We start from the raw sequence: 13,952 nt of genomic DNA, 5'->3' as shown, positions 1-13,952 counted from the left end.
CGATCATGACCGACCGCACGATCGCCGCAGTCCACCCCGCCACCTCCGTGCAGCAGGGCTTCCTTCTCGGCACGCTCGCCTCCCCCGAGGACGCCCTTTTCGTCGAGCAGGCTGTTCTCCCCCTGGCCGGGCCGCTGGAGGTATCCCGTCTGGAGCGCGCCCTGGCGGGGATGATCGCCAGCCACGAGATCCTGCGGACCGGCCTCGCCTGGAACCTGGCCGCCGATCCGCAGCAAGTCGTCCTCACCCGGAGCGAGAGCGCGATCGGCGTCGTGGACAGCCGCCGTCACGCCACCGACCGCCAGCAGGCCGACCTGGAAGAGCTGCTGCGTACCGAGCGGGCCGAGCCGTTCGACCTGACGCGGCCGCCGCTGCTGCGCCTGGCCGTGCAGCACCTCGATGGTGAGCGGCACCACCTGGTGTGGACCCACCACCACGGCGTGCTGGACGGCTGGTCGCACCTCGCGCTCGTCGACGAACTCCTGCAGCGATACGCCGGGGACGTCCCGGCCGCGCGGGCGGGGTTCGGCGCGTACGCGCGCTGGCTCGCCGCCCAAGACCGCGGCTGGCAGCGGGCGTACTGGGCGGAGCGCCTGGCCGGGTACCAGCCGCTGCCCGCGGTCGCCGAGCACTCGCTGCTCCCGGACCAGGAGCGGCACGGGCAGTACCACCTCGACGTGAACGCGGCCACCGCCGGGGCCTTGGCCGGCTTCGCCCGCACGCACGGCACCACGGCGGCGGCCGTGCTGATCTCCTGCTGGGGCCTGGTCGCCGCCCGGCAGCGCGGCCGCGACGACATCGCCATCGGAGTCACCCTCTCGGGGCGCACGGTCGCCTTCCCCGGCGTCACCGACCTGATCGGGCCCGTCGCGACGACCGTGCCGATCCGGCTGCCCGCCCCGGCAGGGGACGCCGGCCGTTGGGTGAGCGCCATCCAGGACCTGCTCGCCGAGGCGGAGGCGAACAGTGCCTGCTCCACCGCCGACCTGTACGCCTGGGCCGGGCTCGCGCCGGGCGGCGCCCTGTACGACAGCGTGGTGTCGATCGCCAACTACCCACACACCGGCGACCGCGGCACCCGGCCCGGCCTGGTGCTGGAGACGGCCGGGATCCGGTCCGAGGGCGGACGCACCCGCCACCCGCTCGCCCTGGTCGTCGAGACCTTCGACGGACTGCGGCTGCGCCTGGTCAACGACCGCACCCGCGTCGGTGACGACGACGCCCGCACCGTGCTGCACGCCCTGCATACGATGCTGCACCGGCTGGCCGACGAGGCGACGGTTCCGGTCACCGACCTGACCGCGGCCATCTGCGACCTCACCCCCTTCCAGCCCCGCCGGCCCCAGACGGGCGCCCTCCCGGCGTCCGGCCGGACGGCCGACGACAGCGACCCGCTGGTGCGGGTGCTGATCGACGCTTTCGCCGATGTCCTCGGCCAGCCGGTCGGCGCCGGCGACGACTTCCTCGCAGCGGGCGGGCACTCGCTGCTGGCCCTACGGCTCGCGGCCCGGTTACGGACCGCGCTCGGCGTCGATCTCACCCTCGGCGACCTCCTCACCAGTGGCACCCCCAGGGCGCTGGCCACCCGGGTGCGCCACCTCCTCACCGCCGAGACCACCGCGCCCGACCCGCTACCGCCGCTCACCCCCGCCCCGTCCGACGGCACCGGGGAGCCGTTCGCACTGACCGGTATCCAGCAGGCCTACTGGACCGGGCGCAGCGCGGACTTCGACCTCGGCGGAGTCGACTCCCACCTCTACACCGAGGCCGACCTTCCCGAGGCCGACCTGGAGCGGCTGACCGCCGTGTGGCGGGCCCTGATCGACCGGCACCCGATGCTGCGAGCCGTCACCACCCCCGACGGCCGCCAGCAGATCCTCACCGACGTGGCGCCCTACCGGATCCACACCACGGATCTGCGCGCAGACGCCGACCCCGAGACGCAGCTCGCCCAGGTGCGCGAGCGCCTGTCCCACGCTCGCCGCGACACCGGCACCTGGCCGCTGTTCACCATCGAGGCGGCCCTACTGCCCGGCGGGGCCACCCGCCTGTTCCTCAGCTTCGATCTCCTCATCGGCGACGCGCTGAGCTGGCAGATCCTCTACCGCGAGGCCCGCGCCCTCTACGAGGACCCGGACGCCGAACTGCCCGTGCTCGAGCTGACCTTCGCCGACTACGTGGCCCACCTGCCCGCTCTGGCCACCGGCCCGCGCTTCGAACGCGACCGCGCCTACTGGCGGGCGAAGCTCCCGGCCCTGCCCGCACCGCCCACGCTGCCGCTCCTGCCCGAGCCTGCGGACACCGCCGAAGGGTCGCGGCCGCGGTTCTCCCGGTTGCAGCTGCGCCTGCCCGCCGACGACCTCGCCGCGCTGCGCGAGGTGGCCGCCGCGCACGGCGCGACCCTGTCCGCGCTGCTGATGGCCGTCTTCGCCGAGACGCTGGGACGGTTCACCAACAGCAGCACCTTCCTGCTCAACACCACCATCTACAACCGGCCCGACGTCCATCCGCAGATCAACCAGATCGTCGGCGACTTCACCTCCACCGTCCTGACCGGCATCGACCTGGGCGCGCCGACGTTCGGCCAGCGGCTGCGCGCGCTGCAGCGCCGGCTGTGGGCCGACCTCGACCACGCCCGCTACAGCGGAGTCGATGTCCTGCGGGACCTGCGGGAGACCCGGGACCGGACCGCGGCGGCCGCGCCTGTCGTGTTCACCAGCACCCTCGACCTGGAGGTGCCCGGCTCCGAGCCAGCCACCCCGTTCCCCGGCACCATCGGGTTCGGGATCGGCCAGACCCCGCAGGTCCTGGTCGACTACCAGACCTACCAGGCCGACGGCCACCTCGTGATCAACCTCGACACCGTCGACGGCCGCCTGCCCGACGGCCTGGTCCAGGCGATGCTCGACGACCACACCGCTCAGCTGCGCACCCTGATTGACGACCCCGGCGCCCCCGAGCGCCCCCGCCTCAGCGCTTCCGCTCCGGCACCCGAGCTCGCCGAGCCGCTCGGCGGCGGCCGGCTCCTGCACGAGCCGTTCATCGAGCAGGCCCGCCGGCACCCGCGGCGCACCGCGATCGTCTGCGACGGCGAGCGCACCACCTACGGCGAACTCGCCGCCGCGGCCCGGCAGATCGCCGACCAGGTCACCGCCGCCGGGCCCGCCGGCGAACTCGTCGCCGTGCTGTGCCGCCCCGGCCGCGAGCAGGCCGCCGCCACGCTGGGCGTCCTGCTCGCCGGATACGCCTACGTTCCCCTGGACCCCGCCTGGCCCGCCGAACGCCTCCACGACCTCCTGGCCGCCACCGGTGCCACGGTCGTCGTCACCGAGCAGGAGACTCGGGCCCGCACCCGCCTGCCCGCCGGCCTGACCGTCCTCCTCACCGACGACCCCACCCCCGCCAGCGAAACGACGATGGGCCGGACGCAGCGCAGCCGCACGGCCGGGGACCTCGCGTACGTGATCTACACCTCGGGCTCCACCGGTCGGCCCAAGGGCGTCATGATCTCCCACCAGGGAGCGCTCAACACGGTTCTCGACGTCAACGAGCGCTTCGGCAACGGTGCGACGGACGCGGTGCTGGCGGTGTCCCCATCCACGTTCGACCTCGCCGTCTGGGACCTGTTCGGCACCCTCGCGGCCGGTGCCACCCTGGTGGTGCCCACCCGCGACCAGCGCCAGGACCCTGCCGCCTGGACCGCCCTGGCCCGCGCCGAGCACGTCACCGTGTGGAACTCGGTGCCGGTGCTGATGGACCTGCTCCTGGACACCCTGCCCCCCGGCGACACGGTCCTGGAGAGCCTGCGGGTGTGCCTGCTCAGCGGCGACTGGATCCCCCTGAACCTGCCCGGGCGGCTGCGCGAGCGCGCCCCGAAGTGCCGGATCGTCAGCCTCGGCGGCGCCACCGAGGGCTCGATCTGGTCGATCCTCCACGAGATCGGCGACCTCGACCCGGCCTGGTCGAGCATCCCGTACGGCACCGCGATGACCGGGCAGAGCATCCAGGTCCTCGACGACCAGCTGCTGCCGTGTCCCGCACACGTCCCCGGACAGCTGTACATCGGCGGCCACGGCACCGCGCTGGGCTACTGGCGGGATCCGGAGCTGACCGAGGCCGCGTTCGTCTTCGACGGCCGCACCGGCCGCAGGCTCTACCGCACCGGTGACTGGGGCCGGCTGCGCCCCGACGGCACCCTGGAGTTCCTCGGCCGCCGCGACGACCAGGTCAAGATCCGCGGCTACCGTGTCGAGCTGCGCGAGGTCGAGACGGCGCTGTGTGCGGTGCCCGGCGTCGAGCAGGCCGCCGTCGTCGCCACCGGCGAGCGCACCAACCGGCGCCTGGCCGCCTTCGCCGTCACCGCCCGCCCCCTGGACGCGGTGCGCGCCGACCTCGCCCGCCGCCTGCCCGCCCACATGCTCCCGGCCGCGCTCACCATCCTGCCCGCGCTGCCTCTGAGCGCCACCAGCAAAGTCGACCGCGGCGCGCTGGAGCGCCTCGCCGCAGACCCCGGCCACCGGTCACCGCAGCCCGCCACCGGGCCCGCCCGCCACGACACCGGCCTGGAGAAGGAGCTGCGGGCGGCGCTGGCCGCGATCGTGCCCGGACGGCCCGGCCTGGACCAGGACCTGCTCGCCTTCGGGATCACCTCCGTCGACGTGATCCGGCTGGCCAACACCGTCGAACAGCACACCGGCCGGCGCCCCGACCTGAAAGCCTTCTACGCCGCCCCAACCCTGCGCACCCTCCTCCAGCACAACTCCGCGCCTCCCGACGACTCGGTGCCGACCGCGCCGGGCGTGTGGTCCGGCTGGCCGCAGCTGACCGATCCCGCCGAGCGGGCCGCCTTCCGCGCCGCCCGGCCCGCCCACGGCCCGGCCCCCGCCTCCCGCACCCTGCCCGAACGGGCGCCCGGCCACCTGGACATCCGGGCGCGGCGCCGCACCCCGCGCACCTTCGCCCCCCATCCGGTCACCCTGGAGGCGCTCGCCAACCTGCTGGACAGCCTGCGCCGCACCGATGCCGGCGGCCGGCCCGCCTTCCTCTACCCCTCAGCCGGCGGCCTGTACGCCGTCCAAGCCCATCTCCACGTGCGGCCCGGCCGCGTCCAGGGCCTGCCCGGCGGCCTGTACGGCTACCACCCCGACGCCCATGACCTCACCCCGCACGTCCCGGACATCGACCTCGACCCCGGCATCCACCTCGGCCCGGCCAACCGCCCACTCGCGGGCACCGCGGCCTTCAGCATCTTCCTGGCGACCGACCCCGCCGACTCCGCCCCCCTGTACGGATGCGACGCCGAACCCCTCGCCCTGCTGAACGCCGGCTACATCGGCCAACTGCTCTGCCACACCGCCACCGGAGCGGGCCTCGCTCTGGCCCCGGTGCACGGCCTCGACTTCGACCGCATTCGATGGCTGCTGCCCGGCGGCGAACGCCTCGTACTGCTGCACACCCTCCTCGGAGGCATCCCCGCCCACCCCGCCACCGAGGGAGAGCACGCATGACCGCGACCACCGCCGCCGGCGAGCCCTCGGTCGTCACCGACATCGCGCCGCTCTCGCCCGGCCAGGAGCGCCTGTTCGACGCCGAGTTCGTCCTGCCCGACGGCTCCTGGCCCACTCCGGGCACGCCGACCCGGCTGCGCCCGATCGACAGCGGCGCCATCCGCATCGACGGTCCCCTGGACGTCGCCGCACTCCGGCGCGCCGTCACCGCGCTCGTGGCCCGGCAGTCCGCGCTGCGCACCACCTTCCGCCGGCGGCCCGATGGCGCACCCGTCCAGCTCGTCACCGACCGCGCCCCGGATCCGATGAGCCTCGGGACGCTCGACCTCGCGGCCGGGCAGCAGTTCCCCACGGCCGAGGAACTGCTGCGCCACGCTCCGGCCCGGCTGGTCGACCCCCGCCACGACCTGCTCTTCCGCGTCCACCTGCTGCGCCTGGACCAGGAGCGGCACGTCCTCCTGCTACAGGTCCACCACGCCGTCAGCGACGGCTGGTCCATCGGCGTCCTCTACCGCGACCTGTCCGAGCTCTACAACGCCGCCCGGGCCGGGCGGGACGCAGACCTGCCCGCCATCCCCCGCAGCTTCGCCGCCCACAGCCGGCAGATGCGCGCCGAGCGCGGCGGCCCCGAGGAGCAGCGCCAGCTCGCCTACTGGCGCCGCCGACTGGCCCCGCCGCTGCCCGCCCACCGGGCCGAGCCGCAGGCCGACGGCCTGAGCCCGGTGGACGTCGACCCGGTCCTCGTGCCGGCCGACCTCGTCCGGAGCCTGCGCGAGACCGCGGCCACCAGCGCGCAGCGCGGGGGCGTGGCCGGACCGTTCCTCGCCGCGCTCGTCCTGGTCCTGCACCGCGCCGACAGCGAGCGAGACGTGAGGATCGGCATGATGATCTCCAACCGGGCTCGGCCCGGAGCCGAGCACCTGATCGGCTACTTCGTGAACACCACCGTGATCCGACTGCACGTCGACCCGACGATGACCGCCGGGGATCTGGTGGCGCAGGCGAACACCGCCGTCACCGAGGCCATCGAGCACCAGGCCCTGCCCATCCAGGACCTCTACCAGGACCTGTGCGACACCGGCGCCCTCGGGCCAGGCCCGCTGTACCGGGTGACGCTCGCGCTCAACACGATGCGCACCACCTCGCTCACCCTGGACGGCCTGCACTGCCAGGACATCGACCTGGAGCGGGTCGGCCCACGCCGCGCGCCGACCAGCATCGAGCAGCGCTGGGTCCTGGACGAGCACGCCGGCCATCTTGCCGGAACGCTGACCTGGCGCACCGACACCGCCACCCGCCCCGCCATCGCGGCCACGCTCACCGGCCTCGACCAGGCGCTGCGCGCCGTCACCCACCCCCGCACCACCCTCGCCGACATCACCGCCACCCTGCCGACGCCCCGACCAGAGGCCTGGTGAACACCGCCGCGGCAGGGGAGCCGCTCTCCGAGCTGGACGCCGCCGAGCTGCTCGACGCGTACGGCCTGACGCTGCGCCGGGCACGACCTCTGCCGGGCGGTATGGAGAACGTCCACCTCAAGGCGCAGACGGACACCGGCACGGTCGTGGTGACCGTGCTGAACAAGAAGTCGCCGACGCAGGCCGAAGAGTACGCACGCTTCCTGCGGCACCTGGAGCTCACCGGAGCCCCCGCACCGCGGCTGCGGCCGCTGCGCGCCGGCGGCTGGGTCACCCGCCACCGCGGCCGGCCGGTCATCGTCTGCGACTTCGTCGACGGGCGCAGCCCCGCCCGGCTACCGGTCCGCCTGGTCCACAAGGCCGGGCTCCTCCTCGGGCAGGTGCACCGCACCGCGGCGGCCGGCTTCGACAGTGCGCTGCCCCCGCATCTGCGACTGCACGACGACGACGCCGACACCCTGGCCACGCTGCCCGACGGGCCGTTCGCCCAGTGGGCGCGCTCCACCTGGCACGCCGTCGGCCACATCACCGAGCACGACGCCCCCCACGTCCCGGTCCACGGCGACCTGTTCCCGGACAACATCGTCGTCCGCGGCGGCCGGAGCCTGATCTTCCTCGACTGGGAGGACGGCTCGCTGGACCTGCCCCACCTGGACGTGGGGATGGCGCTGCTCGGCCTGTGCGGCCGGCGCGGATTCTCCCCGCGACGCGCCCGCCACCTGCTGAGCGGCTACCAGCAGGGCAGCGCAGCCGCGCTGAACGGCGCCCTGGTGCGCGACGCGGCCCTGTACGCGGCCGTGCTCGTCGCGCTGCGCCGCCACCGCTGGCAGCGGGAGCACCGCCGCCTGCCCTCCGGGCGCTCAGCCGCCGCCATGCACCACCTCGCGAACTCCCTGTCCGACCGCTGGCCGCACCTTCAGCCGTAGGCCGGCCACCTGTGAGCCGCGCGCCCCGGCCGGGCGCGCACCGACCCTGCAGAGAGCAGACCGCCATGCCCCGTGATCTTGTCCTGGTCGTCGTCCCGCCGAACTCCAACACCGTCATCACCGGCCGGCTGCTGACCGTCACCCGCCCCGAGGAGCACTCCGACTGGTCGGACTTCCTGTGCCTGGGCGCACTGTCCCTCGTCTCCTCGCTGGCGACGAACCCCGCCCTGGAGCCGGTCTACGTCGACGGCACGATCACGCCGCTGGACGACGTCCTGGAGTGCATCACCGCCCACGCCGACCGGATTCTGGCGGTCTGCCTGGGCATGCTGACCGCGAACTACGAGGCCGGTGTCCTGATCGCCCGGCACGCCAAGGACACCGACGCCCGGATCACCACCGTCGCGGGCAACGACCACTTCAGCTCCCTGCCCACGGTGTGCATGAACGCGTCCCCCAGCCTGGACTACGGCTTCGTCGGCAACGAGGTCGTGGGGCCCTTCACCGACCTGATCGGCGCCCTGCGGGCCGCGGCGCCGATCGACCCGACGGCGTTCCCCGGTCTGGTGTACCGCGCCGACGGCCTCGTCCACACCACCCCTACGCGGGCCGAGCCGGTGTTCTCCGGCTACGACTACACCCTGGTGGACCGGGTCTTCCCCCAGACGCCGCTGTACACCAGGCAGTTCGGCCACCGGATCGCCCCGCGGATCCACGAACTGCTCGGACGCACCGTCACGGCCGGCATGCCGGTCGACATCGGCCGCGGCTGCGTGAAGTTCGCCGCCGACGACGCCTGCTCCTTCTGCTCGATCCACCCCGGGCAGCTGTGGCGCAACCAGCTCACCCCTGCCCAGGCGTGGGCCGCCATCGAGGCCGCCTGGAACGCCGGCTACGACTACCACTACCTGACCGCCGACGAACTGCCCCTGACGTTCGCCCAACTGCTGACCGGCATGGCCGCGGACACCCCCGCCTGGTGGTCCGCCCTCAACGAGAACGAGCGGCCCCTCCTGGTCGGGTACGGCCGCGCCGACGGCATCGCCGACCCCCGCAAGACCGCGCTGCTCACCTCCCTCGGAGTGTGCCAGATCATGATCGGCATGGACGCCGGCGCCGCGACATCCCTCGCCGCGATGAACAAGCCGGTCGGCGGCCGCCGCCGCAACGTCCTCGCGGAGGCCGAGAAGCTGTACGAACTCAACGCGCAGGCGATCACGGTCGCCCGCGACCACGGCATGCTGATCCGCGCCGGTTTCGTCGTCGGCCACATCGGCATGACCCGGGCCCTGCTGATCGAGAACCTCGAGCGGATCCTGGCCCTGATCACCGAAGGCGGCAAGCACGGCGTGTTCTCGGCGATCGACGCGGAGGTGCTCTCCCCGCAGCCCGGCGCCCGCGACTACACCTACCTCACCACCCCCGACGCCGCTCGGCAGGCCGCCGCGAAGCTCGGCCTCACGGTTGCCGACGACGCCACCCTCGCTGCGGTCTCGGCCCGCTGGGCGCACCAGGACGTGGTGATGCCGGAGGACGCAATGCGGGACTACACCCTCGCGTTGATGCCCGAGATTACCTTCGACGACCTCGCCCAGGCCCGTGCCACGATCCGATCCCACGCCAAGGCCTGCGGCGTGGTCATCGGCGAATAAACCCGACCGCCCCCGCCGGGAAGGAGACGTCGTGCACCTGACCCCCGCCGAGCAGGGCCGGCTGCTGCTGTACACGGCCACCCTGCTGGCCCGCGAGCGCCACCAGCGCGGCGTGAGACTCAACGTGCCCGAGGCGACCGCGCTCATCGCCCACGCCGCGTGCGAGGCCGCCCGGGACGGCGGCCGGCTCGAGGACTCGGTCGCCGCCGGGCGCGCGGCCCTCACCGCCGCGGACGTGCTGCCCGAAGTGCCGGGCATCCTGACCGAGATCCAGGTCGAGGCCGTCTTCCCCGACGGCTCCAAGCTCATCGTCATCACCCACCCCCTCGGGCCGCCCGCCAACCCGGCCGATGCCCCCGGCGCCGTCCTTCCCGCCGACCAGCCGCCGCCCGGGCTGGCCGACATCATGCGGGTCGAGGTCACCAACACCGCCGACGTGCCGGTCACCGTCACCTCGCACTTCCACTTCTTCGAGGCCAACCGCGCCCTGGCCTTCGACCGCCGCGCCGCCTACGGCCGTCACCTCGCCCTGCCCGTCGGCGCCAGCACCCGCTTCGAACCGGGCACCAGCCAGGAGGTCGCGCTGACCCCGATCGGCGGCGACCGCGTCGTCATCGGCTTCGCCGGCCTGGTCGACGGCCCGCTGGACGCCCCCGGCGCCCGCGAGTCCGCGCTCACCCGCGCCCACGTCGCCGGATACCTCGATACCGGCCCCACCACCGACCAGGAAGGCGACCTGTGAGCAGCCACCTCACCTACGCGCAGCAGCACGGCCCCACCACCGGTGACCGCGTCCGCCTGGCCGACACCGGCCTGACCCTGCGCGTCGAAGCCGACGCCCAACGCTCGGGCGACGAGTTTCTGACCGGCTACGCCAAGACCGGCCGCGACGGCATCCACTACCAGGCCCGCCTCACCGACCGGACCTGCGATCTGATCGTCAGCAACGTCCTGCTCGTCGACCCCGTCCTCGGCATCCGCAAGGCCTCGATCGGCATCAAGGACGGACGCATCGCCGCTGTCGGCCGCGCCGGCAACCCCGACACCCTGGAGGGCATCGACGTCCTCGCGGGCACCGGCACCACCGTCATCCCCGGCGAAGGCCTCATCGCCACCCCCGGCATCGTCGACACCCACGTCCACCTCTGCTCCCCGGGCATCATGGGCGCCGCCCTCGCCTCCGGGGTCACCACGATCGTCTCCCAGAATTTCGGCCCGACCTGGGGCTGCGGCGTCACCAGCCCCGCCGAACTGCGCCACGCTCTGCGTGCCTTCGACGCCTTCCCGGTCAACATCGCCATGCTGGCCCGTGGCTCCTCCTCCCACCCGGACCCGCTGCTGCGCGCCCTGGAGCAGGGCGGCGCCTCCGGGTTCAAGGTCCACGAGGACATGGGCGCCCACGCCCGCGCCCTGGACACCGCCCTGACCGTCGCCGACGACCACGACGTCCAGGTCGCGCTGCACAGCGACACCCTCAACGAGGCCATGTTCGTCCAGGACACCCTCGCGGTCATCAGCGGCCGCACCCTGCACGCCTTCCACGTCGAGGGCTGCGGCGGCGGCCACGCCCCGAACGTCCTGCAGATGGCCGGCCTGGCGAACATCATCGGGTCCTCCACCAACCCGAGCCTGCCCTACACCCGCGACACCGCCGCCGAGCACCTGAACATGATCGCCACCGTCCACCGGCTCGACCCGGACGACCCCGACTGCCGGCGGATGGCCCACGACCGGATCCGCACCGGCACGCTCGGCGCCGAGGACGTCCTCCATGACCTCGGGGTCATCCCCATCACCTCCTCCGACTCCCAGGCCATGGGCCGCATCGGGGAGACCGTCCGCCGCACCTTCGCCATCGCCGCCAAGATGCGCGCCTTGGACCCCGAGCCGGGCGGTGACGACAACGAACGCGTCCTGCGCTATACCGCTAAGCTCACCATCAACCCGGCCATCGCCCACGGCATGGCCCACGAGGTCGGCGCGCTCACCCCCGGCCGCCTCGCGGACATCGTGCTGTGGAACCCCGCCTACTTCGGTGCCAAGCCGCAGCTCGTCCTCAAGGCCGGCTACCCCGCCTGGGGCGTCATCGGCGACCCCAACGCCTCCACCGAGACGAGCCAGCCCCTCGTCCTGGGACCGCAGGTCGGCGCGTACGGTGCGACCGCAGCCGACCTGTCTGTCGCCTTCGTCAGCCGGTCCGCGCACGACAGCGGCACCGACACCCTGCCGACCCAGCGCCGCCGGGTCGCCGTCCGCGACACCCGCACGATCGGCCTGGCCGACATGAACCGCAACGACCGACTCAGTGACGTCCGCGTCCACCCGGGCACCGGACGGGTCACCCTCGACGGCGATCCCATCAACTCCCCGCCCGCCCAGGCCACCGCTCTCAGCCAGCTCTACTTCCTGTAACCCAGGCCCGAGACACCCAGGAGCGCCCGTATGTCCCTCACCAGCCCGGCCCGCGACCTCCTCGACCGCGGCCACGTGACGATCCCCCTGCCCGCCGAAGACGCCGAGGTCCTCGCGAAGCTGCGCACCCACGCAGCGCGGTTCTTCACCCAGGACGAGGAGACCAAGCTCCGGCACGGCAGCAGCGACTTCAACTTCGGCTACCGGCCCTACGGGCGCCAGTACTCCGTCAGCCCTGAACGGCCCGACATGAACAGCTCGTTCACCTACTGGGCGAACGACCCGGCCAAGGTCCCCGGGCACGAGGCCGACACCGTCGCACCGTTCCTCAAGGCCCTGGCCGGGTACTGGCGGGTCGCCGCCGACGCTGCCGACCAGGTGCTGGCCGGCCTGGCGGCCCACTACGGCTACCGCGACGACCTGCAGTTCCGCACCTCGTCCTACCTGGAGATCAACTGGTACCTCCGCGAGCCCGAGCGAGACCTCCTTCAGGACCGCCACGAGGACGGCCACCTGTTCACCCTCGCCACCTCCGACGGCCCCGGGCTGGAGATCGAGACCGACGGAGAGATGAAGCAGGCGACCGTCGGAGACGGCCGCCTGCTCGTCATGCCCGGCAGCGTGCTCACCGCGATGACCGCCGGCCACATCCCGCCGCTCTACCACCAGGTCCGCAACCACCAGCTGGAGCGGCGCATCACCACACTCTTCCTGGTCAACCCCAGGCTGGACCGGAACATCGCCCCCTACGTCACGGCAGGGGGCGAAGCCGTGGACGTCGCGGCACTGGCACGGACCAGCGGCTCGATGTTCGGGCTGCCCCCGGCACCGGTCCTGGCCCCGCCCACCGTCTGAAGCGCGACAGGGCCGGCTCAGGCCAGGGCGTCCTCGAACACCGACCGGTTCGATGCGGTGAACGCGAACTCGCGGCGGCTCCACTCGATCCGGGAGGCCAGCACTTCGGGCTCGGCGGGCGCGGTGTCGGGGGAGGCCATCAGCTCCGCCCAGAACCGGGCGTTGCGCGCCTGCCGCTCGAGGATGGCGTCGACCACCGCACCGCGTTCCGGGCCCTGGAGGCCGTAGGCGTCGGCGAGGATCTTCACCTGCTCCGCCTGCCGCTCCACCGGGACGGTGCACTTGGACGCGATGCACCACGTCCACGCGGCATAGCCGAGGTCTTCCAGGGGTGAGCCGGGCGCCGCGGTGTCGAAATCGATCCACGCGGTGGGCAGCCCATCGACGAAAACGGCATTGTTCGGGGCGGCATCGTGATGACACACCACGGGCGAGCGGCCGGCCAGCTCGCTACCACGAGTGGCGTCGTGCATGGCCCTCAGCAGCGCTCCGGCCGCCGCCACCTGACCGTCCTCCCACACCTGGAAACGCGCCGGGACCTCGCCGGGGAGAAAACTAAGAATGTCCATCCCGTCGGCCTGTCCGAGATATTTCGGAGCGCCGTCGAATCCTTGCTGTTCGAAAACCTTCAGAAGGGTGGCGACGAATTCCGAGGAATCCGATACCGGCCTGCGCACGGAATCATCGACCTTAACGACGCCGTCGGTCATCCTTCCACCGGAAAGCGGGACCGCACCACCAGGCGCATCAGTCATTCAAGCCGCTCCCATACCTAGATCCCGAATCGGCCCATGGGTTTACAAGCAGCACATATCTACGCTAGGACACCAGGGCTCGCCTTGCGACCCAAGCGATGTTATACGAGCCACGCTGCGCAGCGGTCCCGGGGTGCCCAACTCGCCTTGTCGCGTGTAGAGTCCGGCATTCTCAAGATCGAATTCAATGCATCCGGCGTCGCAATTGATCAAAGCGCACCGGTGTGGCCTGCGGCGATGCTGAGAGCGGATGTGGGCGAGACGGCGTTCACGCCGTGGGCCGCGTAGCGAACGTCACCCGAACGGATGACGAGGCGTCGACGCGGGGGGGGGGGCCCCCGCCCCCCCCCCCCCGGGGCCGCCCCCCCCGGCGGGGGGGGGGGGGGGGGTGGGGGGGGGGGGGGGGGGGGGGGGCGCCGGGGGGGCC

8 protein-coding genes are annotated in these 13,952 nt (G+C 73.1%); 7 read left to right on the top strand and 1 reads right to left on the bottom strand.

The genetic code is table 11. The annotated features are described in order from the left end of the window. The first annotated feature begins 5 nt into the window (after positions 1-5). From ACIF9R_RS13000 to ACIF9R_RS12970, 7 genes are all read left to right on the top strand, one after another. A complete protein-coding gene (locus ACIF9R_RS13000; protein ID WP_399978257.1) occupies positions 6-5,507 on the top strand; it encodes an amino acid adenylation domain-containing protein in 5,502 nt (1,833 codons plus the stop codon). Continuing rightward, complete coding sequence (locus tag ACIF9R_RS12995; RefSeq protein ID WP_399978254.1) at positions 5,504-6,925, top strand: condensation domain-containing protein; 1,422 nt, start codon at positions 5,504-5,506, stop codon at positions 6,923-6,925. Before ACIF9R_RS13000 ends, ACIF9R_RS12995 begins: the two co-directional genes overlap by 4 nt. Next, entirely contained in the window at positions 6,922-7,851 is a 930-nt protein-coding gene (locus tag ACIF9R_RS12990) for a phosphotransferase enzyme family protein (protein ID WP_399978251.1), read from the top strand. Before ACIF9R_RS12995 ends, ACIF9R_RS12990 begins: the two co-directional genes overlap by 4 nt. A gap of 65 nt (positions 7,852-7,916) precedes the next feature. Continuing rightward, positions 7,917-9,503 carry a hypothetical protein gene (locus ACIF9R_RS12985; protein WP_360728719.1) on the top strand — a complete coding sequence of 529 codons (1,587 nt, stop codon included), beginning with the start codon at positions 7,917-7,919 and terminating at the stop codon, positions 9,501-9,503. 31 nt (positions 9,504-9,534) lie between these two features. After that, positions 9,535-10,245, top strand: a complete 711-nt coding sequence (ureA, locus tag ACIF9R_RS12980) for an urease subunit gamma (protein ID WP_360728717.1) — start codon at positions 9,535-9,537, stop codon at positions 10,243-10,245. Beyond that, the gene (locus ACIF9R_RS12975; protein ID WP_399978248.1) at positions 10,242-11,915 is read left to right on the top strand and encodes an urease subunit alpha; all 1,674 of its coding nucleotides are present in this window, start codon (positions 10,242-10,244) and stop codon (positions 11,913-11,915) included. The genes ureA and ACIF9R_RS12975 overlap by 4 nt, the downstream gene beginning before the upstream one ends. A 30-nt stretch (positions 11,916-11,945) precedes the next feature. Then, positions 11,946-12,770: a hypothetical protein gene (locus ACIF9R_RS12970; protein WP_399978246.1), complete on the top strand. Its 825-nt coding sequence runs from the start codon at positions 11,946-11,948 to the stop codon at positions 12,768-12,770. Positions 12,771-12,787: 17 nt separating this feature from the next. On the opposite strand, the gene ACIF9R_RS12965 is transcribed toward ACIF9R_RS12970, so the two are convergent. Next, the gene (locus ACIF9R_RS12965) at positions 12,788-13,480 is read right to left on the bottom strand and encodes a phosphotransferase family protein (protein ID WP_234318560.1); all 693 of its coding nucleotides are present in this window, start codon (positions 13,478-13,480) and stop codon (positions 12,788-12,790) included. Positions 13,481-13,952 lie beyond the last annotated feature (472 nt).

The organism is Streptomyces sp. NPDC086080, assembly GCF_044540255.1.
Classification (GTDB): domain Bacteria; phylum Actinomycetota; class Actinomycetes; order Streptomycetales; family Streptomycetaceae; genus Streptomyces.
This window is presented reverse-complemented; position numbering and strand designations above follow the sequence as displayed.